Genomic DNA, 23,598 nt, shown 5'->3' with positions numbered 1-23,598 from the left:
ATACCGAATGGAACGCAAAGTCAGCGCGGCTCCCTGGACTGCCCGATCAGCGCGCCGAAATGCCGGTCAACGAGGGCTGCAAGCCGGGCTCGCCACGCCTTCATGCGCAACGCGCCCACGCGCGCATGCGATCGCACCGGCGCGCACGTCTAGTTTCAAATAAAAAGCAGAAATCGTTCTTTGCGGTACACCGCACCCGCATGCTTAACTCTCGCGATCGAAACCGGATCGCCGCCCGCCGTCGTCAAGTCACGGCAACGCGTCGCGTCGCTTGCCGTTGAACCGTTGCACCAACGCGTACCGCCCACCCCTGGAAACCCGCCGTGAGTCACGCACCGTTCGTCGAAACCGAATTCCCTGTGCCGCCCGTCGCGCCGACACCTTTCGTCGACATTCGCGCGCCGGCCGATTTCCCGGATAGCCCCGTCGCGCGCGCGTTCGCGCAACCACTGATGCTCGGCCTGTTCCTGCCGATTCAGGCCGGCGGCTGGAGCGCGTCGACGCTGCCGCGCACGACCGACTGGTCATTCGACTACAACGCCGAACTCGTGCTGGCGGCGCAAGCGCTCGGCTTCGACTTCGTGTTCGCGCTGTCGCAATGGCTGCCCAAGGGCGGCTACGGCGGCGTGTTCAACGGCGACGCGCTCGATTCGTTCATGACGCTCGCCGCGCTCACCGCGCGCACCGAACGCATCATCCTCGTCGCAACGAGCCACGTGCTGTACGGGCCGTGGCATCCGTTGCATTTCGCGAAGTTCACCGCGACGCTCGATCACATCTCGAACGGCCGCTGGGGTATCAACATCGTCACCGGGCACCGCGCAGTCGAACATGAAATGTTCGGCTGGCCGCGCATCGAGCACGATACGCGTTACCGGCTCGCCGCCGAATTCGTCGACGCAGTTCAACAACTGTGGGCGCAGCCGGACAACTTCACGTTCACGCCAGAACTGTCGAGCTGGCGGCTCGGCGGCGCGTTCGTCACGCCGAAGCCGCGCTACGGCCGCCCGCTGCTGATCAACGCCACCGGCTCCGACGCCGGCATCGCATTCGCCGCGCGCTATTCGGACATCGTGTTCGTCACGAGCCCGGCGGGCCCCGACATCGAACCCGCGCTCGCCGCGCTGCCCGCGCACACCGCGCGCGTGAAAGCCGCCGCCGCCGCGCACGGGCGCACGGTCCGCACGCTGATCAACCCGATGGTGATCTGCCGCGAAACCGCCGCCGAAGCGCGCGCGTACCGCGATGCGATCGTCGCACACGCGGACGAAGGCAGCTTCCACCGCTTCGACAGCGACGCGCACGCATGGCGCGGCGGCCACGCGCAGCGCACGCAAGCGGCGGCACGTGCGCTCGGCGGCAACATCACGATCGTCGGCTCGCCGGACGAAGTCGCCGATGCGATCGTGCGGCTGCATCGCGCCGGCATTGACGGCATCCAGCTGAGTTTCTTCGATTTCAAGCCGGACCTCGATTTCTTCGGCCAGCGCGTGCTGCCGCTGTTGCGCGAAGCGGGCCTGCGCCGCTGAGCGCGTTGCGTTCGTCTTTCCTTCATGCTTATTTTCGATCCGACCACACCATGAACCTGCTCTGGTACACCCGCTGCCCCGCGCCGACGCCATTCGGCATCGCCATCCAAAAAGGCTGGCTGCGCGACGAATTCGCGCCGGACGGCCTCGACATCCGCGCGCTTCAGGATGCGGACGATCCGGCCATCCGCCGCTCGCACTTCACGCACAGCCAGCCGTGGTCGTTCCGGCAAGGCGGCAATATTCCCGCGCTGTGGGCGCGTGCGCAAGGCAGCGATACGCGCGTGATCGCGCTCAATTGGGTCGACGAATTCCAGGCGCTCATCACGCTCGATCCCGCACTCGAACCGACGCCCGCCGCGCTCGCCCGCGCGCGGTTCGGGCTGCCGCTGAACACGCGGCCCGGCATCGTCGATTTCCATCGCGCAACCGCGCTGCGCGGATTTTCGTCGCTGCTCGGCGCGCTCGACGTGCCGCTCGAAGCGGTCACACTCGTCGATCTGCCGCATTCGCCGCTCAATCTCGCCGATGCCGCCCCGCCCGCCGACGCGCCGCTCGCGCAATGGCTCGCCGCGCAGCGGCCGCACGAATATTCGCGCGAGGTACGGGCGCTGCTGCGCGGCGATGCAGACGTGGTGTTCGTCAAAGGTGCGCCTGGCCTCGACATCGTCAACCTGCTCGGCGCGACCGTGCTGGTCGACATCAGCGCGCAACCCGACCGGCGCAAACACGCGAACAACGGCACGCCGCGCCCACTGACGGTGGATGCGCGCCTGCTCGACGAGCGCCCCGATCTCGTCGAGCGCGTGCTCGCGCGCACGCTCGACGTCGACGACTGGGCGCGCGCGCATCCGGACGACGCCGTCGGCTATGTCGCGCGCGAGACACGCAGCGCCGAACACTGGGTTCGGCGCGCGTATGGGCCCGACCTGCATCGGCAGCTTGCGATCGGACTCGATCCGCACGCGCTCGCCGCGCTCGAGGACTTCAAATCGTTCCTTCATCAATGGGGATTCATTGCGACCGACTTCGATTTCGCAAGCTGGATCGATCCCGCGCCGCTCGCCGCCGCGCACGCACGGCGCGCGCATGCGCAATACGCGGCCGCGTAACGCCGTGCGCATCGTCCGCCTCATGCGCGCGCCGGCCGGATCGATCGGTCCGGCCGACTCTGCCATTTCGTTCGGTCCGGCTATCGCGGCCGCTTCGCCGCTGTCCGCGTTGCTGTTGCGCTTATCGCGCGCCGCGCCCGTTTCCGCCATGCCGTTCATCGCGCTTACGCGCGCCGCGCCGCGCGGCTCACGCCCGCCCCGCGCCATGCGCGCGGCCAAGCGAGCGGCCGGCACGCTGTGCGTCGCCGCCGCCGCCGCGATCGTCGCGCCGCACGGCTCGTCGCTCGCGCAAACGCGCGGCGGCACGCTGAACTTCATCGTGACGCCCGAGCCCACCACGCTCGTCGATTTCGCGACCACCGCGGTCAACGTGCTGAAAGTGAGCCCGAAGGTCATCGAAGGGCTGCTCGACTACGGCTTCGACCTGAAGCCGAAGCCGTCGCTCGCGACGTCGTGGGAAGTGAGCGACGGCGCGCGCCGCTACGTGTTCCACCTGCGGCGCGGCGTCAAATGGCACGACGGCCAGCCGCTGACGGCCGCGGACGTCGCCTATTCGCTAGCCACGCTGCGCCGCTACCATCCGCGCGCGAAAACCACGTTCGCGAACCTGGCGAGCGTGGCGACGCCCGATCCGTACACCGTCGTGCTGACGCTGTCGAAGCCCGCGCCGTATCTGATCAGCGCGTTTTCCGCGACCGAAACGCCGATCCTGCCGAAACACGTGTACGACGGCCGCGATCCGTTGACCCATCCGGCCAACAACGCGCCCATCGGCACCGGTCCGTTCCGCTTCGTCAAATGGGTGCGCGGCAACTATATCGAATACGCGCGCAACGACGATTACTGGGACAAAGGCAAACCGTGGCTTGACCGCCTGTTCGTCAAGATCATCGACGATCCGGCCGCACGCGTGGCCGCGCTCGAAAGCGGCTCGGCCGATCTCGCCGGCGACACGCCCGTACCGCTGTCCGAACTCGCGCGGCTAAAGGCGAATCCGAAGCTCGCGCTTGATACGCGCGGCTACGAATTCCAGGCGGGCGTCGCGCGCATCGAGTTCAATCTCGATCATCCGGTGCTGCGCAATTTGAAGGTACGGCAGGCGATCGCGTCGGCGCTCGATCGGGAAGTGATCCGCAAGGTGATCTATTACGGCTACGCGACGCCGATCGTCAGCCCGATCATTCCGGGCAACCGGTATTACGATCCGGCGCCGAATCCGTATCCGTTCGACTTGGCCCACGCGAACGCGCTGCTCGACGAGGCCGGCTATCCGCGTAAGGCCGACGGCACGCGCTTCGCGCTCGTCGCCGATGCGCTGCCGATCGGCGACATTCCGGCGCGCACCGCTGCTTACGTGAAATCGGCGCTCGCGCGCGCCGGCATCGCGGTGACGGTGCGCACACAGGATCTGCCCGCGTACCTGAAGCGTGTCTACACCGATCGCGATTTCGATTTCAGCATCAACGGCATGAGCAATCTGTTCGATCCGGTGGTCGGCGTCGCGCGTCTATATACGACGGACGGTTTCCGACCCGGCGTGCCGTTTACGAACGGCTCGCGCTACCGCAACCCCGAAGTCAACCGCCTGTTCGCGCAGGCCGCCGAGCAGACCGACGAACGCGAGCGCAAGGCGACGTTCGTCCGCATTCAGCGCATCGTCGAGCGCGATCTGCCCGATATCAATCTCGTCGCGCCGCAATATGTGACGGTGGCGTCGCGCGCGGTTCATGGCCATACGGTGTCGCCGGACGGCGTCGGCGCGAGCTTCGCCGATCTGTGGTTGCAGCGATGAACGCCGCGCCCCAGGCGGGGCGGCCCGGGAGCGGGGTTGTTGTTGCGGTTGCCGCTGCGGTTGCCGCCGCCGTCGCAGCTACCGCTGCGGTTGCCGCCGCAGCCCGGCCCGCCGCCGCCGCGACGCGGCCGATTTTTCCACTGCGCGCGCCGTGCCCGCGCGCGATATCTCTTCGTTCGACAAGGAAGCCACGATGAGTTCGACCCCGCCTCTGCCGAATCCCGCCGCCGATCCCGCACCGCTCGCGCGTGCGCGACAGCTCGCCGCGCAATTCGCCGAAGCCGCGGCCCATCACGACGCGACGGGCGAGCCGCCCGCCGCGCAATTCGATGCACTGCAGGCAGCCGGCCTGCTGCGCCTGACCGTCGATCGCGAATACGGCGGCGACGGCGCGGGCCTCGCAGCCGCGCGCGCAGTGATCGGCGCGATTGCATACGGCGATCCGTCGGTCGCGCTGATTCTGTCGATGCATTATTGCCAACACGCGGCGATCACCCAGTCCGCGCGCTCCGGCAACGGCGACTGGCCCGTCGCGCTCGCGCGCCGTCTCGCACGCCAATCGGTCGACGGCCGCGCGCTCGTCAACGCCGCCCAGGTCGAGCCGGAACTCGGTTCGCCGTCGCACGGTGGCTTGCCGGATACCGTCGCGCGCCGTAACGGCGATACGTGGCGGTTGTCCGGGCGCAAGCTGTACGTGACAGGCGGGCCGCTGCTGTCGTGGATCAGCGTGCTCGCGCGAACCGACGAGCCCGAGCCGCGTCTCGGGCATTTTCTGGTGCCGCGCGATGCCGGCGGCGTGCGAATCGTCGAAACCTGGGACCCGATCGGCATGCGCGCAAGCGTAAGCCACGACGTGATTCTTGCCGACGTCGCGGTTTCGCTCGACGACGTCGTCGGCTTGCGGCCCGCGCGGCTCGGGCTGCAACGCGATCCGCACGCCACCGCGTGGTACTTCAGCCTGGTGAGCACGGTGTACGACAGCGTCGCACGCGCCGCGCGCGATTGGCTCATTGGCTTTCTCAACGAGCGCCGCCCGAGCGCGCTCGGCGGCGCGCCGCTCGCGAGCCTGCCGAGCGTGCAGGAACACGTCGGGCGTATCGAGACGCTGCTCGCCGTCAACGAATGGCTGCTCGACAGCCATGCGCGGCACTTCGACGCCGGCGACGCGCCATCGTCGCTCGCCGCCGTCGTCAAGCAAACCGCGATCGACAACGCGACGCGCGCCGTCGATCTCGCGCTCGAATTGGCGGGCAATCACGGTCTCGCGCGGCGCAATCCGCTTGAACGGCATCACCGCAATGTGCTGTGCGGCGGCATTCATGCGCCGTCGAATACGTTGCTGCGCAGTCAGGCGGGGCGTGCGGCGTTGGGTTAGCCAGCGGGCAATATATCGGTAATTTTGATATCCCCAGCCTCATAAAAATAAATTCATGACAGGACAAATTATTTTCACATATTAAATATTATTTAATCACCAAATCATCATCGCCCCGGAATCGCTCGATACCCACTCGCCTCTTCGTATTTTCAACATGTGATTTCGCAGTTCCGATGAGAGACCGATAGCAGTGGCATAGATTGATCACGTGAATCGTTGTTTCGAGCATCGATTCCCTCCCCTCTCTGAGTTTGAGTTGACACATAGCTCACAGGGAAACGTGCGATCTCTCAAGGAGCCGAACATGTCGTCCAAGATTAATTCCAGCAATCAATCGAATAATGTGGCAGGCGCGCCCAACCTGGCCAATCACCAATCCAATCAAAATCTCACCTCAAATAGAAACAAACCAAATCAAGCAATGCAAGGCATGAAAACTGATGTTACACAACAAATCAAGTAAGGTGCTTTTCCAACCGCCCAGCATGGCACAGGCAACAGCCTATCAAATCAGCCGATCCGCCAGAGTGCACCGAATACCGGCTCAATTAATTTAAACCAACAAACATCCGGCCCGAACAACAAGACCATCTCGCAACCACAACAAAATTCCATAATCTCACAACCCGGAAATGGCTATAATTCATCTTCCGAATTTAATTATTCCAGCAAATCGCTACCTGGATACTCTCGGTATAATTTACAAAACCCTGTCACAGCAGACGGAAAAATCGATCCGAAGATAACGCGCGCCAATATAGCGACCAATCCGAACTCAGGAACCCTGGATGACCGGGAGCGTGATTACGCAGTCAATCAAGCGAACCATCAATTTCAAGATATATACTCGACGGCGATTCAAAACGGAAAGACCCCTCAACAGGCCAGGAATGAAGTTCAATCGGCCCTATTCCCAGTCACCGCCAATGCCGTTACCCAACAAAAACCTCTGCTGGCGGGCGGCCAGTACTTTGCCACCGGTTTTAGCGATCTCCCTAGTGGCTGGCACTACGCATACAATGGCAAGGCAATGGAATTCGATGGAAATGCGCAGGGAACGGGAGATTGGGGAAGAGGATGGGCCTGGCAAACCATCAACCGATACGCCAGCAGAGATAATGTCAACCCGGTCATACCGACCAATCAACCCAGCTATAACGGATCTCTGCTATGGGCATTTAATAAGGATGGCTCGGTCAATCAGGATGCGATTAATTCCAATCTCCAGCACAATCCCTATTACAGCCTACTCTCTCCTGCCCAACAACAGCAGGTACAGAAGATGGTGGCTCAGGATCAAACCAAGCGGATTCAAGAAGGCGCGTCGCCTTTTAATACTCAATTGAATTTACCATATGACATACGGCACGAAGTCGATACTGCGGATCCAAATCGCACAAAAAACTGGCAATCGCCTGCCCCGGGCAGCGATCCATTCTGGGGAGAAAATCGAGCCTTCCAGGCCTCATTCCAAAAATATTTTCCTAATTTATATGCGGACCCGAACTTCGTAAAAAACTCCACAAACCCCACCCCTGGCTATATCCGAGGAAATTACCCGAAAAATATAATTGACGACGTCATTTGGAATTCAATTCCGACCGGCAAGTCCGTTCCCATAACGGCGCTCGGCTCCACTCTCGATATCGGCGATCACCCCGTTCCCTCTTGGCATCCGGAGCCGGATGCCGTATCGCAGGACAAAGAATATGGAAGCCCGCTGCTGCATAACGATCCTTACACAATGGATACGAATTTGCGAAGCGCCTTCGATCAGAGCAGACGTGTAAGCTCTGCGACCAAGCCTGACGAAGAGGGTGAGTGGCCGGACTCGCCAGCCGAGCCCCGGAACTCCGCTGGAGAAACGCTCGCGATTAATCAAGAGCAATCGGCTTACGAAGAGGGAATAGCCAGCGAAGAAGAATATGGGCTAACCGGCGTACTGAATGCGACGCCGGCCGCGACGTCCGAAGAGCAAGTCAGAGGGAATGCGGTCACTCAGGCCATGAGCGATTTATGATCATTAATCTCAAGGGGCCCAGGCGACGGAACCTCGCAACCCTTGGCCGCGACGACTGCCGTCTTTCCGAGGCAGTTGCCGGCAGCAATGAGTGATAGAACGTCAAAAAATTGTTTCGGACTTGCTCACCAGTTAAGCATGAAGTTTTGTTCCGGCAGTGGCGCCTCCGACTATCGAATCAAAACACGCGCCCTTCGTTCAAATGCGTCGTCACGCCATTCAATTCATAATCGCCCACCACCCGCGCCTTATGCAGCAGCGGATTGTGGCTGAAGATCGTGCGCAGATTGCGCCAATGGCGATCGAAGTTATGCGCGCGCGACGTCGCCGACGCGCCGCCCGCCTCGAACATCCGCTCGGCCGCGTGTAATGCCAGCTTGCCGACAACGAGTTGCGTGCGTGCGGTGGCAAGTGCGCTATCGAGCACGAGTGCATCGGCATCGGCGACATTCGCGCGAATCGCGTCCGACGAGCGATCGAGCGCGCGGGCGTTGTCGCGCACCAGTGCATCGATCGCATGACTATGCGCGGACAGCTCGCCGATCACCTGCTGAATGAACTGATCCTCGCGCGCCGATGGCGCCGGACTGTGCAACACCGGCCGGCCATGCTTGATCACGTAGCCGCGCGCATCGGCAACAACGTTGCGCACGATACCCGCTGCCGTCGCGACGAGATGCAGTTGCCGCAACGCGCCGGTATGCCGGCCGATCAGCGTCGAGCCGTCGCGCTCGACGAACTCGTCGGCGTGAACCAGCACGTCGTCGAGCAACAGGCTGCCGCTCGCGGTCATCCGCTGCCCCATCCCGTCCCAGTCGTCGAGCAGTTGCACGCCTTCTCGATCGACTGGAATCACGATCGCGACGTCAGTGCCTTGCTCGTCCTGCACGTTGATGCGCGCATAGTCGGAAAATGCCGTGCCGGTCGCGTAGTATTTCTTGCCCGTGGCACGAAAATGCTCGCCGTCGCACCGCAGCCGCGCGGTGTTTTCGCCCGGCCTAGCCGTGCCGCGCTCGGTCGACGCACCGCCGAAGATCGCGCCCGCGAGCACGCGCCGTGTCTGCACATCGTTGAATGGCGTGCGCGGCGACAGGCGCAGTGTTTCGGTCACGTCGTAATGAATGCGCAGCGCGTGCGCGAGATTCGAATCTTCGGCGGCAAGCGCCGTAATCACCTGAAACAGATCTTCGAGCGATCCGCCAAGCCCGCCCCACTCCGCCGGAATGCGCAATTGCCCCAGCTCGGAGCGGCGAAACAGTTTGAAGCCGTCATACGGCAGTTCCCTTCTCATTTCGCGCGCCGCCGCATCCGTACCGATCGCTTTTGCAAGCGTGGGCAATGCGTCGAGCGCCGCCTGCAGCCGGTTGTCCGCAATGGCGACGTGAGGGGCATTCATGCGTGGAATCCTTGTCGTTGAATGAGGCGCGCTTGCGTAGGAACCGCAAGCGCGCCAATGATGGGACCAACAGTATAGAAACGCACGCGTCGCGCTCGAACCATGAATTTCAGCTTTCGTTATGCGGTGCAAGAGATTGGCGGCAGACAATCGACAGGCATGCCGAGCGGCGGCGAGCGGCAACTGGCGGCGACTGGCGGCGGCCGCAGCCGCCGCGCCCGCGCATCCGCGTCAATCAATAGCGCACGCGCCGCCGGAGAGCCGCCGGAGAGCCGCCGGCGTGTTGCAATTCGCCGGGCCGCCCGCTCATCGTGCCGCCGCGTTGTCCGCACCGGCCAGCCCACGTGGACGATCGCGCAGCCAATCGAGCAAGCGCATGCCGTCGCGGGCGCAGAACCAGCGCGCGTGCCCAAGCAGATAGCCGTCGTAAGCAGCCTCGGCAGCCGTTTGCGGCGAATTCAGAATGCCGTCGTAATACGCAACCTCGGACAACGCGAATTCGACATGCACGATCGGCAGCAACGCGACGAGCGCCGCATATTCGTCGTCCGTGAGCGGCGCGAGCGATTCGTAGCCGTCGAGCAGCGCATCGATCTGCTCGCGCTCAACGCAGCGGGCATCATCCGGAGCGAGCCAGTCGATCGTATTGCGTTCGATCGCGAGCGCGATGTCGTGCACCGCGCAGGTCCGGTCCGACAGCCCGAAGTCGAGCACCGTGCGCACCTGCGCGCCGGGTGCGCCATCGGTCCAGAGCAGATTCGACGCATGCCAGTCGCCATGCGTCCACAACGAGCGCAACGCCGGCAATAGCGGCACGAGGCGGGCATGAAACGGTCCGATCGTTCGCGCGATATCGCGGCGCCAATCGTATGCGGCGAGCGCGCGAACTAGAGTCGGCTGCGCGCCCACCCACTGATCGAGCGCGTCCATCAGATCCGCCGAAGCCAACGCCCGAAAGCTCGACAACAGCGGCCGGATGGGGCGCGCGGGTGCGGCGTAGTCCGACGCTGCCCGATGCAGCCGGGCCAGCGCGCGGCCGGCCTCATATGCATGCGACGGATACGCGAAAGGCTTCCACGACATCACGCCGCGATAGACGTCAATGCCCGGCGCGGCCGCATGCACTTCGTAGGTCCAATCGCCCACGGTGATCGCGCTCGCGCCGTCGCGCGCCGACAGCACGTCCGCAACCGGCACGCCCCGGCTGCGCAGATGCGCGATGAATCGATGCTCCTCTTCGAGCCCTGCGACGTCGCGAATGCTCACGTGATGGCGTTTGATGAACCACTCGCCGCCGCGGGCCGTCGTTGCAAGCACGGCCGCCGAGAACGGCCGCGGGCTGTGCCACGACAGCGCCGCGAGCGGTCCGGGCTGGGCATAGTTCGCGAGCACGGCCGACACCTCGTCGTGCGTGATCAACGGCCAGTCGCGCTCGGCCTGCTCGCCATACACGCCGAATTGCGGCGGCGTGTCGGCACGAGCAGCCGCATCGCCGATGTTGCGCGGGCAGTGCCCGGCGCGCGTGGATGGAATCGACATGAACTGATTTCCTCGATAATCCGGCTGAGCGTCACGAATGGCGGGCGGAATGCGAATGCGCGTGCGAACCGGCATCGGCAGCGCGCGCGAGCGCGCGGCGCCAGTCACGCCAGCCGATCACGGCAAGGCCCACGAACAGCGCATACAGGCCCGCTGTCGGATAAAGCGCTTTGAACACGAACATCCCGACGTAGACAATATCGACGGCGATCCACAACACCCACGACGCGATATAGCGGCGCGCGGTCCAATATTGCGCAACCAGACTGAACGCAGTCAGCGACGCATCGATAAACGGCAACGCGGCGTCGGTCCAGTGCGCCATCGCAGCACCAAGCGCAACGCTGCCGACAATTGCCGCGAGTATGTCGGGCACCAGTTTCGCGATTCCGACATCGGCGGCAGGCGCAACGTCGCCGTGCCCCGCGGCACTGCCATCGCTAGCGCCGTCACTGCCTCGCTGTGCGAGCCAGCGGTGCCAGCCATAGATCTGCAGCGCCGCAAACGCGCCCTGCAGCAGCATGTCGGAATACAGCTTCGCATCAAAGAAAATCCACCCGTACAGCGCGACCGACACGAGCCCCACAGGCCAGCACCACATCCGCCGCTGCGCGGTGAGCCAGATCGCGAGCGCGCTGACCGCTACGCCGACTATTTCAACTATCGACATGATCTATCGATCTCCGGTTTCGGAAGAGCGCCGGCGCGCCGCCGACCGCCCGCACCCGGCACGAATGCATGAGCCGCCGCGCGGACGCTTTGCTCAGGATAACGTAGCACCCCGTGCGACGCGAGCCACTGCACATAGGGACGCAACAGCACTGCCGTGCAAAATGCGACAGCGCACCGCCGAACGCCGGACCTCGCACGGCGATTTCGACGCCGGGCCTGGCGGCATCGCCTCTCCCCGCGTCGCGTGCGACATAAAAACTCGCGGCGTGGGTCCACGAATGGATGTACCCGTGTACCAGCATCACACGCCTCATGCGTGAAGCTTCGGTAAGCAGCGCCATCAGAAATGGTACGTGACCGACACGCGCGCGGTGCGCGGCGCCCCGAGAAACAGATACGCGTCGCCCTGTTGTTCTCCCGCGTCCTGCCAGTAGGTCTTGTTGAACAGGTTATCGATCGATAGACGCACTACCGCCCGGTGAGCGCCGAGCTTCGTCGTGTAGCGCGCGCCGACATTGAACACGAACCACGACGGCACGCGCGCCGTTCCCGTTTCGTTCGCGTTGCGGCTCGCGCTGTAGTTCACGCCGCCGAGCAAATCGAGCCCCGCAACGCCGGGCATCGCGTAATCGGCGTAGAGCGACGCGCGCAGCGCCGGTACGTTGATCACCTGATGGGCTTCATAAGCGGGCGTGCCCGAATCATGCGCACGCGCGCGAATTGCCGCCACGCTCGCGGTGAGCGATAGCCGCTGCGTCACCCGCCCGGCCACGCCGAGTTCGATGCCCTGATGACGCTCGGTGCCACGCTGCACGAACGTATAACCGGCGCTCGACGCATCGGGCCGCGCATACTCGAACGGCTTGTCGATCGAGAACACCGCCGCCGTCAAGCTCAACCGGTTCAGCCAATCGTATTTCGCGCCAAGCTCGTACTGATGCGACTCGACAGGAGGCAAAAACGCATACGCGTTGCTCGCGCGCACGGGCGCCTGCTCGCCGAGCGACAACGCTTCGCTATACGACGCATAGAGCGACAACGCACGGGCCGGCTTGTAGACGAGCGCCAACTGAGGCAAGAACTTGGTGCGATCGGTACGCGACGCCGCGCCGCCGATACTCGTCCAACTCTTCTGGCGCAACCATACTTGCTTGCCGCCGGCGAGCACTTGCCAACGATCGTTGAATGAAATCCGGTCGATGCCGAACACCGTGTACTGCCATGCGTCGAGTTGCGGATACGACGCTCCCGCGAGGTTCTGCGACGGCGAGAAGGTCTGGTCCGGCCCATAGACGTTCTCGGAGCCGACATAGTCGTACACCGCCTCGGCCAGATGCACCACTCGCCGCTGCACCCCCATGCCGAACGTCAACTCGTGCCGGATCGCGCCGCTTGAAAACTTCCCCGTCACCACGGCGCGTGCGTCGTCGTTGCGACGGTACTCGCCGGGGCTGCGAAAATCGTAGACGTCGTAATCACCGTTCGCGCCGAAGAAAAACGGCGAGGTGCCGCCCGCGCCGCAAGTCGGCACATACGCACAGCCATACGCAAACGCGACGTTGTCGTCGATCATCGTGCGGCTGCGGCCGATCGCGACATACGCGCGCCACGCGTCGTCGAACCGGTAGTCGAAGCGGCCGTTCAAATTCAGCGCATCGGTCGTCAGCGGCTTCGCCCACGGCTGTGCGCCGAGCAGCTTCGAGCGCGCCGCGACGCCCGGCACGATCTCGCCGCCGAGCAATTGATAGCCCGGCACCGAGCGCTGAATCCACTGCTGAAATTCGGCATTGAGCTGCAGGCTCGCGCGCGGGCTGATGTCCCAATCGGCCGCGATCGACGCGAAACTGCGCCGCCCGTTCGCGCCGTCTACATACGAGTGCATGTTTTCCTTCGCCGCATTGATCCGGATGCCGAACTGATTGTCGACGCCGAAGCGCCTGCCCAAATCGAGCACGGCCGACGCCGATCCGCGGCTATCGAATCCCGCTGTCACGCTCGCGACGTTCGCCGAGCGCTTGGTGACGAAATTGACGACGCCGCCGGGCGCGATCACGCCGCTGTCGATACCAGCAAGCCCCTTCAGGATCTCGACGCTCTCCTTGTTTTCGAGCGGCACGTTCTGCTCGCCGGAGATCGTCAGCCCATCGATCCGGTAAGCGCTAGCCGGATCGATCGCGAAACCGCGAATCGAAAAACCCTCGTAATAGCCGATCGGTGCGTAATCATGGTTCACCGATGCGTCGTTTTTGACGACGTCGCTCAACCGCTTCGCCTGCTGATCGTCGAGCTGCGCGCGCGTGACGACGCTGACGGAGGCGGGCGTATCGCGCAACAACGCATCATCGTAGCCCGCGATCGACGCCCGCCGCGCTCGCCACGCATTGTCACGCTCGCCGTTCACGACGACGGTCGGCAATACCTGGCTGCGCGCATTCGCGTCGGCTTGAGACGCGGAAACGCTCGCCTCCGCCTGCGCCACCGCCTGTGCGGCGATCATCGTCGTGCCGAGCCCGACCCCGAGCCGTGCATGCCACCCCCAACTCCGCCTATGCCGTAACGACCACGACTTTCCACTCTTCATCTTGATCCGGAATATACAAATCCATTCATTCGAGATGCAAACTATCCCGCCAACGGCTCGAAAGCGCGCTGCCCAGTTGCTTGGCGGCATACGCGACACCGGTTCGGCGATACGCGCCGAGATTTGTCCATGGCATCGCTGGCGGCCGGCGATCACTGTCAGCCATGCACTTGCACGCCCTAAAATCGTCCGCGAGCCTCGCTGCATCATCGCACCCCGACAATGCGTCGCACGCACCGCGCCTGTTGCGACCGGCGCTGACGAAACAGATCGAGCGGCGCGACAAGACGGCGAGCCGCTCCTGCACCCCGAACGCACGAGCCGAACCGGAGATCACTGCGACGCGTCTTTCCCGGTCAGGGCCACCGCGCCGGACGCGGCAAAGCTGGTCAGTGCGCGATCGGCTTGAGCTTCCCGGTTAGCGAGATCGTCCCGCGCGTGCTCCCGCGCCTCCGAGCCCGCTTTCAGTACGGGGACGCCGCTCCGAGCGGCCTATCGTGGCCAAGCAGATGCAACGTCGATTGGAAGGTAGCTTACAGGTGGGATTCGTCAGACGGCCGGTGCAGGCGGGATTATCGCATCGACGCCTACTGTTGAGCCGGCTCGCGCCCATCATCGCGCGATTAATGGCCAAGTGGGCCACGGCTTCGGTTAGACGCAATCCGCGGCTGATCGCTTTTGATACGCCGGCGCGCGCCGGGCTTGCATGATCATATCGTCCGCTTGCGCGCCCCGGTTCGAGCCGCGCATGATCCGGCATGTCAGCCGGATCCCGACGATTCCGCCGCTGACGGGTGCGGACGTCGGCGTGTCGATCGGTCAAGCACAAATCCGCGCTCCAGCCGCCGAACGGACGAATCGTGCGCGTGCCGACCGATTATGCATGCGCTCGATGTCGCACCGGACGCGCCGGCGTGCGCGACGATGCCTGGCTTCACTGCACCACGTGAGAAATAGCCGCCGCCGCGCACGCTTTGTTAGCGATCCTCATTCTCACCGTGACATCGGCACGATATCGATGCCCGTGCTGATATCGAGCGCCTGCTGCAGCAGCCCCCGAAGCATGTCCGAATTGTGTTCGGCATCGCCGTTCGGAAAATCGACGTTCACCCATGCGTGATGATTGCCCGCGTCCACCACGTTCATGCCGCTTTTCTGGAGGCCGCTCATCAAGTTGAAGCGGATCCGGCCATCCTGTATCGCCGGATCGGCGTTATCGATCAATATCTGGCCATGTTGATCATCGAACGTTCTCAGCAGCGCGCTTCTCAGTCGCTGTCTTTGCACCGGCTCGAATCCGGCCGCACCTTCGTCCAGCAAATGGTCCACCCGCTCGGCCCGCCCCAACGGCGAAGGCGCGGCAAATTCGCCCGCGGGATCTTCCGACGTGCTGCTATGAATGCGCCGGCCATAGGACGAGTCCAATGCCGAATCGCCCTGGCTCGAACCTGCGCCACGGGAAGACGGTTCAGCCGCGGCGCCAGGTTCCTGACGGCCGGCATCGATCCGCGGTTTTTTAGACCGCGAACCGCCGCTTGGTGCGTCCACGCGGCCGGAACCGGAACCGGAACCGCCTGGTCCCGGTCCTGGTCCCGCGCCACGATCCTGCGTGGTTTCCAGCGTTTGCAGAACGTGCTGAAGATTCTGCTCGTCCGTGCGCAAAATTTCCTCGGCATTTGCCAGTTCCCGCTGCAACGCCGTCAGCCTGTCATCGGCTTCCTGAAGCCTAGCGCGCGCGTCGGTCAAACTGGGCTGAAGAGCAATCAAATTATTGCGCGCCTGCCGCAAGTGCTGCCGACCGGCTCGCAAGCCCGACAGATCCCAATTGATAGGCGCGTTATTGATTTCATGATCGATATCCTGCAGTACACGCTGAACGTCGGTCTGCGCCTGTTCGCGCCGCGCCTGTTCCGCGGGAGCCGCGAGCCTATCCAGCACTTGATCGACCACGCCGCGCGCCGGTTGAATCCGTGGCCTGGCCTGGTCCATATAAGCGCGGGCCTGCGCCATATGCGCGCGAGCCAGATCGATGTTGTGCCGCGCGGCGTGGATGGCCAGCCATATCCGTTGTGACGGGCCGCGCTGACTAGACAACATCATCGCTTCATTAGTTAGGCTGGTGGCCTCATTGGTCTCGCTCTGCACATCTGTGACGAGATGCGTTGCGTGATTGGTCTGCTCGACAATCTCCTGAACCTGCCCGACTGTTTGGCGGCCAGGCAAGATAATGGCCCTCGCCTCATCGTAAATCTGCCCGGCTTCGTCCATCACGCGATGAACCGACGCTGGCAAGGCTCCCGACGAGGGATTGACTCGATAGTGATCGTAGCCGCCCCGCCTAGTGCGCTGCCGCGGCACCTGATCCCCTTGGAGCGCCCCTTGATCCGGCGCTTGCGGACTTGTCGCTCCATCGGCATAAACGGTTTGCCTCAGATGTTGCGACACGCCAGGATTCAGCCCCTGGACGGCCCCCATCGATACCGTCTCGCTTATGCCTGCTTGCGCCTGATCTTGCAAGCTCGGGGCGTTGGATACGCGCACGCCGCTCAAGTGGCTGCTCGAATTCATTGTCGTCGGCATTTAGAAATCCCCAATAAAACTTCCCATTTTCTTTCCCGCACGCACCATGCGAGAGGCGGAAAAATCATCGGGAAACAGCCTAATCGATAAATCGCAAACGTTCGCGTGCGCATTCCGAAATGCATCATGCATCGCACGAAATGAGGTGTCCGATTTGATCCCCGTGCATAGGACAGCTTCGGCGCAAGCACATGCCTTTGCATAGCTCTTGCCATTGATCGCACGCCGGCCATGCTTCGATGCTTCGAACCCCTGATCGGGTTCACCGGGCGCGCGCGGCGAACCTGAACGAGCGAGCCAGCCGGAGCGCCGCGCCAGTTCAGGCCAACGGCGCCGCGTCCTGCCAGCGGCGCACATAATCGGGCGTGCCGGCCGGCGCCGCATCCGCGAGCGGCGCGAAGCGCGCGACCCTCAGCGGCAGCACGCCCGCCCATACCGGCCGATTCAGATCCGCTTCGTCGTCGCTCGGGCCTCCCGTGCGAATCTTCGCCACGGCCTCGTCGAGTGCAATACGCAGTATGGTGGTAGCCGCAAGCTCGTTCGCGTCGCCCGGCCGCGCGTCGCGGCTGCGGCCCGGCGCGATCCGCTCGACGAACACGTCGAGCGCCGCCGCCTTGCGCGCGTCCGGCACGACCTCGAATACGCCGTAGATCACGGCCGATCGATAGTTCATCGAATGATTGAATGCCGAGCGCGCGAGCACGATGCCGTCGAGATGCGTCACGGTCACGCAGACCTGCGCGCCCGTCGCCGCGAGCTTGAGCATCCGGCTGCCGTTCGAGCCGTGAATATACAGATGATCGCGTTCGCGCCAGCAGGCGGTCGGAATGCAATGGATGCCGGATGCGTCGGCAAACGCGACGTGACACACGTAGGCATCGTCGAGAATCGCATCGAGGCTCGCGCGGTCGTAATGCGCGCGATGCGCTTCGCGACGCACGCGGGTGCGCGGGCTGGCAGCAGCCGGCGCGGAAGCTTCGGCGGGCTCGGTGCCCGGCAAATCGGTTGCGGGTGAAGTCATCGGCGTGGTCCCTATCTGATTGAACGGATGTGTCATGAACAGGCGCAACAATAAAAAATTCATGGCACCATTCATAGACCCACGTAATCAATTAATTTTGGAGCCACGATGGACTATGGCGTGTTGCTGTCGAACTTCGAGCGCGATGACGCGAATGACGCACTCGCACGTGCATCGCAGCAGCATCGGCTGTATGCGTGCCTGCGCGCGGCGATCCTGAACGGCACACTTGAACCGGGTACGTTTCTGTTGTCGTCGCGCGCGCTCGCCGAGACGCTGCGCATCGCGCGCAATTCGGTGCTGTATGCATATGAGCGGCTTTCGGCCGAAGGCTTCGCCGTCGCGACCAGACAAGGCACGATGGTCGCGCGCGTGGGCCTGTGCGCACCCGTCCCCGGCGCGCGCACGGCCTATGTAAAACCCGCGCTGTCGCGCCGCATCGCGCAGTTGCCGGATGCCGACGGCGAGCTCGACGATCACGACGACCCGCTGCCGTTTCTGCCCGGCATGCCGGCACTCGACGAGTTTCCGCTCGCATCGTGGCGGCGCGCGCTCGAGCGTGCATGGCGGCGCATCAGCGCCGGGCAGCTCCGGTATGCGAGCGTCGGCGGCAATTTGCGGCTGCGTCAGGCGATTGCCGAGTATCTGCGCGTGTCGCGCGGCATCGGCTGCGACGCGCAGCAGGTATTCATCACCGACGGCACGCAGCACGGCCTCGACCTGTGCGCGCGCACGCTCGCTGACGCGGGCGACACCGCCTGGATCGAAAACCCCGGCTATGGCGGCGCGCGCGCCGCGTTCGCAGCGGCCGATTTGCGGCTCGTGCCGATTCCCGTCGATGCCGACGGGCTCGCGCCGACCGAGCGGCATTGGCGCACCTGCCCGCCTCGGCTCATCTACATCACGCCGTCGCATCAATATCCGCTCGGCGCGGTGATGAGCGTCGAGCGGCGCATCGCACTCGTCGGTCGCGCACGAGCAGCAGGCGCGTGGATCGTCGAGGATGACTACGACAGCGAGTTCCGCCACTACGGCGCGCCGCTCGCCGCGCTGCAAAGCTTTGGCGACGACGCGCCCGCCGTTTATCTCGGCACGTTCAGCAAAACGATGTTTCCTGCGTTGCGGATCGGTTTCGTCGTCGCACCGCCGGCACTTGAGCCGGCGTTGCGCAAGACCGTCGGCGCGCTCGCGCCGCGCGGGCGCTTGGCCGAGCAGCTCGCGCTCGCCGATTTCATCGACGCCGGCCATTTCACGCGCCATCTGCGCCGGATGCGGAGGCTGTACGCTGAGCGCCGAGACGCGCTGCAAGACGCGCTGATACGTCATCTCGGCGGCGTGCTGACGGTATCGGGCGGTGCGGGAGGCATGCATTTATCCGCGCGCCTCGATACGGATGTCGCTGACACCGACGTCGCGCGCACGGCAGGCGCACACTCGATCACGGTTCGCGCGCTATCGCGCTTTTGCATGCCGGACCCGGCGACGGGCGCCTCCGCGAGCGCCGCTTACAACGGCTTCGTGCTCGGTTACGGCGCGGTGCGCACCGAGCAGATCGACGCATGCGTGCGGCGGCTCGGCGCGGCAATCGACGATGCGCGGCGCACGCGACGCCGGGCTTGATGCCCACGCGCACCGCCCGATACAGGGCAAGCGCGGCTTGCCGGCGCGGTGCGCCGCGCCCTCCCAAGCGTTGAAAAACCGTGCATAGCGCACGGCGGCTGCAGCGCGCGCGGTCACGCGTGCCACAACGCTCCGGCCAACGCCCGCGTGCGCCCGATGCAACGCGCATGCGCACGCGCCGGACGAAATCCGCTGCGAAACTCAACGCCGCAAAACCCGCCGATCCCGCAGCCAACCGACATTTCCGCTTTCGTCTAAGCTAATCGTCCCGCCGCCGCGCGGCGCGCGGCGCGCCATTCGATCCATTTGCGGAGTCTGCCCATGCATATCGATTTGACCGGTAAAACCGCCCTCGTCACCGCCTCGACCGCAGGCATCGGCCTGGCGATCGCCGAAGGGCTTGCGCGTGCCGGCGCGCACCTGATCATCAACGGCCGTAGCGACGAATCCGTGAAAGCCGCACTCGCGCATTTGCGCGTGGCCTCGCCTGGCGCGAGCGTACAGGGCGTCGCCGCCGATTTGTCGAGTGCCGAAGGCTCGCAACGCGTGATCGACGCCGCGCCGGTCGTCGATATCCTCGTGAACAACGCGGGCATTTACGGCCCGAAGCCGTTCTTCGATATCGATGACGCCGAATGGGAACATTTCTTCCAGGTCAACGTCATGTCGGGTGTGCGGCTCGCGCGACATTATCTGAAGACGATGATCGAGCGCGACTGGGGTCGGGTCGTGTTCATTTCGTCGGAATCGGCGCTCAACATTCCAGCCGACATGATCCACTACGGTTTCACGAAAACCGCTCAGCTCTCGATCTCGCGCGGGCTTGCGAAACTCGCGGCAGGCACCCGCGTGACCGTCAACGCGGTGCTGCCCGGCCCGACGATGTCCGACGGCGTGAAAACGATGTTGTGTTGAAGAGCGCGGCCGACGAAACCGGCAAGACGATCGAGCAGGTCGCCCTCGAGTTCGTCCGCACGCATCGCGCGAGTTCGATCATCCAACGGCCTGCCAGCGCCGAGGAGGTGGCGAATCTCGTCGTCTATGTGTGCTCTCCGCAGGCGTCGGCAACCACGGGGGCCGCACTGCGTGTGGACGGCGGCGTCATCGACACGATCGCGTAACGCAGGCTGCTGCGTGCGCCGTGCCGGACGAGCAGAACGCCCGGCGTTCGGCGGCCGTCGCTCGGCATTGCGCCGCGCGCCGAATCAGCAGTCTGCGAGGCAGGCTGCCCGCCGCGAGCGGCCGTCTGCGCTCACGTATGCGCGGCCGGACGGCCGCCGTTACCGCTGTCGCGCAGCAATGCCTTGCGGTCCGCCTCCGCGCAAGTCGCGAAACCGTGCCGCGCCACCGCGCCGCGCCGGTCGAACACGACATAGTACGAACGATGCTCGTAGCCGTGATACAGCTCGTAGTTGTAACAAACGCCTGCGCCGTTGCGCATCATCCGCACGCTCGCCGAATTGCCGCCGGCCTTCACGATTTGCGTCTGTGTGGCGCCCGGCTGAGCAGCCGCCCTGGGCACCGGCAGCTTCGCGTATGAAAACGTTTCGGCGCCGCCGAACCACGAGCAGCCGCTGACCACCAACGCAGCGGCGAGCGGCCAAGCGAGCGCTTGGGCGGAGGCGGTTCGGATCGTCGTCTGGAATGCCATGCTGCGTAACCATGCGGCACAACGCCGTCGCAGTGAAAAATCCGATCGTAATCGACGTTTCGGCTGCCTTTTATTGAATTTCTAAAAGGAGTCCGAAAAACAACGCAAACTCATCCCGTTTCAACGATCAATCGACCCATTCGACCCACAATACAGTCAGCACCGTCATTAATGCCGGGCCGACGAATAATCCGAGCAGCCCGAACGTCTCCGCGCCACCCAGGATGCCAAACAGCACCAGCAGGAACGGCAGCCGCGCCGAACTGCCGATCAACACCGGCCGCACGAAATGCTCGGCGACGAATGCCACCACGAAACCGAACACCGCCAGGCCGATCGCCCAGCCCACCGCGCCCTGGGCGAACAGCCACAATGCGGCACCGCAAAATACGAGCGGCGCGCAAAACGGCAGCATCGCCGCGATGGCCGTCACGAGCCCGAGCAGCGCCGCGTGCGGCAAACCGGCGAGCGCATAGGCAATGCCAAGCAGCACGCCTTCGCCGAGACCGACGACGACGAGCCCCGTCACCGTCCCGTAGACCGCCGCGGCCATTCGCTTGAGCAGCGCGGCGCCATTTTCGCCGAACGCGCGTTGCACGCCTGTCAGCAGCGCGCTCGACAGGCGCGGCCCCGCCTGAAAGATCACGAACAGCGTAACCAACATGAAGCCGAACAGCATCGCCGCGTGCGCGAGCCGCGAACCGAAATGCCGGCCGAACGTCACCACCGCTCCGCCGTCGACACCCTTGACCGCGGTCGCCGGATGCAACGGCTGGGCCAGATGCGCTTGCCACCATGCGCGCGCCTGCTGCGCGCCGAACGGCAAATGCGACAGCGCGTCCGGCGCCGGAATGCCGGTCTCCTGGACGCGATGCAGCCAGCCGAACAGCTCATGGCTCTGATCGACCGCCTCGGCAAGCCCCACCGCGATCGGCACGACGACGAGCAGCGCAACGGCCGTTGTCAACGCCGCCGCGACGAGCGTCGTGCGGCCGTGAAACCATCGGTGCGCATCGATGCGGCGCAACGCCGGCCACAGCGCGATCGCGACCACGCCTGCCCACGCGATCGCGGGAACGAAATCGCGGATCACCCACAATGCAAGCGCGACGAGCGCCGTATACAACACGCCGAGTGCGATCGACTGCCGGCTTGGGCGGCCGGGCGAATCCGGGGCAGCGCTAGCGTTCTGAACCATGAGGATGCCTGAAAGAAGAAGGGCTCGATGTCAGCGAAGCCCTCATCTTAATGGACGCGCGCGGCCCGGCCGGTGCGATCGGCAACCGTCGCGCCAGTCGCGGTGCCGAGGGCGGGGTATCGAGCAGGCAGCTGCCGGCTGCGGCACTTCGCCGCCGATTCCGCTGCCGCGCAACGTCGCGGATGAATTCTGCCGGCCTTGCGCGTAGCAGTTTCCATCATGGCGATTTTCGTGATGCGCGTGCGGCGCAGCGTGCACGCCATGCCGACCGCGCTTCCCGCGCATGCGTCGCACTTCGCCCTTCTTCGCCCTTGCCCGGCTTGCCGGCCGCGCGCGCCGAAACACGCGCGCTCCGTCGGCCGGTCAGGCGCTCGGGCACTCAGGCCACGCGATAACGTTCAAGCCAGTGTGCGTAAGGTGCGGGCAGCGTCCACGACGGCCGCTCGGCACCAAGTTCGCGCGCCGCGCGATACGGCCAATGCGGGTCGGCCAGATGCGCGCGCCCGACCATGACGAGATCGAGCTGGCCGTTCGCCACGACGCGTTCCGCGAGTTCGGGCTGATCGATCCCCCATGCCGAGGCGACCGGAATCTGCGCTTCGCGGCGCACCCGCTGCGCAACCGGCGCGAGAAAGGCCGGCGCCCACGGAATGTTCGCATCCGGCGTCGAGAAACCGATCGAGACACTCAGCATGTCGAGCCCTTCGCGCTTCAGATTTTTCGTCAGCTCGATCGATTCGGCGAGCGTTTCGTCGTCGCGGCCGTCGTACTCGATCACACCGAAACGCGCGGTAAGCGGCAGACGCTCCGGCCAGACCTCGCGCACCGCTGCGAGCGTCTCGACAAGAAAGCGGCCGCGATTTTCCGCCGAGCCGCCGTATGCGTCGTCGCGGCGGTTGGCATGAACCGAGAAAAAGCTCTGCGCGAGATAGCCATGCGCGAAATGCAGCTCGAGCCATTCGAAGCCCGCGTCGAGCGCACGCTTCGCCGCCGCGACATAATCGGCCTTGACGCGTGCGATATCGTCGAGCGTCATCGCGCGCGGCACCTTTGGCAGGTGTGCGCCGAACGGCACCGCTGACGGCGCGATCGTCTGCCAGCCGCGCGGATCGCCGTCGGGAATATGATCGTCGCCTTCCCACGGGCGGTTCGCGCTCGCCTTACGGCCCGCGTGCGCAAGCTGAATGCCGGGCACCGCGCCCGCGGCCTTGATCGCGTCGACCGAGCGCGCAAACGCCTGTGCCTGTGCGTCGTTCCACAGGCCAGCGCATCCCGGCGTGATCCGGCCTTCGGGCGACACCGCCGTCGCCTCGGCAATCACCAGCCCCGCGCCGCCCCGCGCAAGGCCCGCGAGGTGCAAATGATGCCACTCGTTGACGACGCCTTCCTCGGCAACGTACTGGCACATCGGCGGAACGGCGATGCGGTTGCGCAACTTGATATCTTTCAGTTGAAACGGTTCGAACAATGCAGGCATGTAATGCTCCTATTTGCTGCAGGTTGCAGTTG

At 64.5% G+C, this 23,598-nt stretch carries 16 protein-coding genes and 1 pseudogene; 8 read left to right on the top strand and 9 right to left on the bottom strand.

What is annotated here, in order from left to right; all coding sequences use genetic code 11:
• Window positions 1-323 precede the first annotated feature (323 nt).
• From WS68_RS22735 to WS68_RS27980, 6 genes are all read left to right on the top strand, one after another.
• Window positions 324-1,529 carry an LLM class flavin-dependent oxidoreductase gene (locus WS68_RS22735; protein ID WP_059572881.1) on the top strand — a complete coding sequence of 402 codons (1,206 nt, stop codon included), beginning with the start codon at window positions 324-326 and terminating at the stop codon, window positions 1,527-1,529.
• Between the two features lie 50 nt (window positions 1,530-1,579).
• Window positions 1,580-2,641 carry an ABC transporter substrate-binding protein gene (locus WS68_RS22730; RefSeq protein WP_059572880.1) on the top strand — a complete coding sequence of 354 codons (1,062 nt, stop codon included), beginning with the start codon at window positions 1,580-1,582 and terminating at the stop codon, window positions 2,639-2,641.
• A 205-nt stretch (window positions 2,642-2,846) separates the two neighbouring features.
• On the top strand, window positions 2,847-4,433 hold the full coding sequence (locus tag WS68_RS22725; protein ID WP_059573134.1) for an ABC transporter substrate-binding protein: 1,587 nt from the start codon (window positions 2,847-2,849) through the stop codon (window positions 4,431-4,433).
• Between the two features lie 193 nt (window positions 4,434-4,626).
• Window positions 4,627-5,808: an acyl-CoA dehydrogenase family protein gene (locus WS68_RS22720; RefSeq protein ID WP_059573133.1), complete on the top strand. Its 1,182-nt coding sequence runs from the start codon at window positions 4,627-4,629 to the stop codon at window positions 5,806-5,808.
• 307 nt (window positions 5,809-6,115) lie between these two features.
• Window positions 6,116-6,274 (top strand): hypothetical protein, encoded by a 159-nt coding sequence (locus WS68_RS27985; RefSeq protein WP_156429621.1) that lies wholly within the window; start codon window positions 6,116-6,118, stop codon window positions 6,272-6,274.
• A gap of 567 nt (window positions 6,275-6,841) precedes the next feature.
• Window positions 6,842-7,831 (top strand): hypothetical protein, encoded by a 990-nt coding sequence (locus WS68_RS27980; protein WP_156429620.1) that lies wholly within the window; start codon window positions 6,842-6,844, stop codon window positions 7,829-7,831.
• 178 nt (window positions 7,832-8,009) lie between these two features.
• Here WS68_RS27980 and WS68_RS22715 read toward each other — a convergent pair whose 3' ends face one another.
• The 6 genes from WS68_RS22715 to WS68_RS22685 all read right to left on the bottom strand — a co-directional run bounded on the left by WS68_RS22715 (window position 8,010) and on the right by WS68_RS22685 (window position 17,620).
• A complete protein-coding gene (locus WS68_RS22715) occupies window positions 8,010-9,227 on the bottom strand; it encodes an acyl-CoA dehydrogenase family protein (RefSeq protein ID WP_059572878.1) in 1,218 nt (405 codons plus the stop codon).
• A 306-nt stretch (window positions 9,228-9,533) separates the two neighbouring features.
• Window positions 9,534-10,766: a phosphotransferase enzyme family protein gene (locus WS68_RS22710; protein ID WP_059573132.1), complete on the bottom strand. Its 1,233-nt coding sequence runs from the start codon at window positions 10,764-10,766 to the stop codon at window positions 9,534-9,536.
• Between the two features lie 31 nt (window positions 10,767-10,797).
• Window positions 10,798-11,436, bottom strand: a complete 639-nt coding sequence (gene pnuC, locus WS68_RS22705) for a nicotinamide riboside transporter PnuC (protein ID WP_059572876.1) — start codon at window positions 11,434-11,436, stop codon at window positions 10,798-10,800.
• Window positions 11,437-11,778: 342 nt separating this feature from the next.
• Window positions 11,779-14,019 carry a TonB-dependent siderophore receptor gene (locus tag WS68_RS22700; RefSeq protein WP_059572874.1) on the bottom strand — a complete coding sequence of 747 codons (2,241 nt, stop codon included), beginning with the start codon at window positions 14,017-14,019 and terminating at the stop codon, window positions 11,779-11,781.
• Between the two features lie 993 nt (window positions 14,020-15,012).
• Window positions 15,013-16,599, bottom strand: a complete 1,587-nt coding sequence (locus tag WS68_RS27975) for a hypothetical protein (protein WP_156429619.1) — start codon at window positions 16,597-16,599, stop codon at window positions 15,013-15,015.
• Window positions 16,600-16,918: 319 nt separating this feature from the next.
• Window positions 16,919-17,620, bottom strand: a complete 702-nt coding sequence (locus tag WS68_RS22685) for a pyridoxamine 5'-phosphate oxidase family protein (RefSeq protein WP_059573131.1) — start codon at window positions 17,618-17,620, stop codon at window positions 16,919-16,921.
• Between the two features lie 108 nt (window positions 17,621-17,728).
• Here WS68_RS22685 and pdxR point away from each other — a divergent pair, with 108 nt between their 5' ends.
• Both pdxR and WS68_RS22675 read left to right on the top strand, forming a co-directional pair.
• Window positions 17,729-19,240, top strand: coding sequence for a MocR-like pyridoxine biosynthesis transcription factor PdxR (gene pdxR / locus WS68_RS22680; RefSeq protein WP_059572869.1), 1,512 nt, complete (start codon window positions 17,729-17,731; stop codon window positions 19,238-19,240).
• Between the two features lie 321 nt (window positions 19,241-19,561).
• Window positions 19,562-20,361 (top strand): annotated as a pseudogene (locus tag WS68_RS22675) (SDR family NAD(P)-dependent oxidoreductase).
• Between the two features lie 131 nt (window positions 20,362-20,492).
• On the opposite strand, the gene WS68_RS22670 reads toward WS68_RS22675, so the two are convergent.
• The 3 genes from WS68_RS22670 to WS68_RS22655 form a co-directional block, all read right to left on the bottom strand.
• Complete coding sequence (locus WS68_RS22670) at window positions 20,493-20,891, bottom strand: hypothetical protein (RefSeq protein ID WP_059572867.1); 399 nt, start codon at window positions 20,889-20,891, stop codon at window positions 20,493-20,495.
• A gap of 127 nt (window positions 20,892-21,018) precedes the next feature.
• Complete coding sequence (locus WS68_RS22665) at window positions 21,019-22,089, bottom strand: AI-2E family transporter (protein ID WP_059572865.1); 1,071 nt, start codon at window positions 22,087-22,089, stop codon at window positions 21,019-21,021.
• Window positions 22,090-22,468: 379 nt separating this feature from the next.
• Window positions 22,469-23,566: an NADH:flavin oxidoreductase/NADH oxidase gene (locus WS68_RS22655; RefSeq protein WP_059572861.1), complete on the bottom strand. Its 1,098-nt coding sequence runs from the start codon at window positions 23,564-23,566 to the stop codon at window positions 22,469-22,471.
• Window positions 23,567-23,598: the final 32 nt, after the last annotated feature.

The sequence above is a fragment of the Burkholderia sp. TSV86 genome, from assembly GCF_001522865.1.
In the GTDB taxonomy this organism is placed as follows: domain Bacteria; phylum Pseudomonadota; class Gammaproteobacteria; order Burkholderiales; family Burkholderiaceae; genus Burkholderia.
The sequence above is the reverse complement of the archived record's forward strand: the minus strand, read 5'-3'. Positions and strand labels throughout refer to the sequence as shown.

Coding starts and splice junctions, on each gene's coding strand:
- WS68_RS22725 (WP_059573134.1), top strand. CDS start 2,847: ATGCGCGCGGCCAAGCGAGCGGCCGGCACGCTGTGCGTCGCCGCCGCC.
- WS68_RS27985 (WP_156429621.1), top strand. CDS start 6,116: ATGTCGTCCAAGATTAATTCCAGCAATCAATCGAATAATGTGGCAGGC.
- WS68_RS22670 (WP_059572867.1), bottom strand. CDS start 20,891: ATGGCATTCCAGACGACGATCCGAACCGCCTCCGCCCAAGCGCTCGCT.
- WS68_RS22700 (WP_059572874.1), bottom strand. CDS start 14,019: ATGAAGAGTGGAAAGTCGTGGTCGTTACGGCATAGGCGGAGTTGGGGG.
- pdxR (WP_059572869.1), top strand. CDS start 17,729: ATGGACTATGGCGTGTTGCTGTCGAACTTCGAGCGCGATGACGCGAAT.
- WS68_RS22720 (WP_059573133.1), top strand. CDS start 4,627: ATGAGTTCGACCCCGCCTCTGCCGAATCCCGCCGCCGATCCCGCACCG.
- WS68_RS22685 (WP_059573131.1), bottom strand. CDS start 17,620: ATGACTTCACCCGCAACCGATTTGCCGGGCACCGAGCCCGCCGAAGCT.
- WS68_RS22715 (WP_059572878.1), bottom strand. CDS start 9,227: ATGAATGCCCCTCACGTCGCCATTGCGGACAACCGGCTGCAGGCGGCG.
- WS68_RS22710 (WP_059573132.1), bottom strand. CDS start 10,766: ATGTCGATTCCATCCACGCGCGCCGGGCACTGCCCGCGCAACATCGGC.
- WS68_RS22730 (WP_059572880.1), top strand. CDS start 1,580: ATGAACCTGCTCTGGTACACCCGCTGCCCCGCGCCGACGCCATTCGGC.
- WS68_RS27975 (WP_156429619.1), bottom strand. CDS start 16,599: ATGCCGACGACAATGAATTCGAGCAGCCACTTGAGCGGCGTGCGCGTA.
- pnuC (WP_059572876.1), bottom strand. CDS start 11,436: ATGTCGATAGTTGAAATAGTCGGCGTAGCGGTCAGCGCGCTCGCGATC.
- WS68_RS22665 (WP_059572865.1), bottom strand. CDS start 22,089: ATGGTTCAGAACGCTAGCGCTGCCCCGGATTCGCCCGGCCGCCCAAGC.
- WS68_RS27980 (WP_156429620.1), top strand. CDS start 6,842: ATGGAATTCGATGGAAATGCGCAGGGAACGGGAGATTGGGGAAGAGGA.
- WS68_RS22655 (WP_059572861.1), bottom strand. CDS start 23,566: ATGCCTGCATTGTTCGAACCGTTTCAACTGAAAGATATCAAGTTGCGC.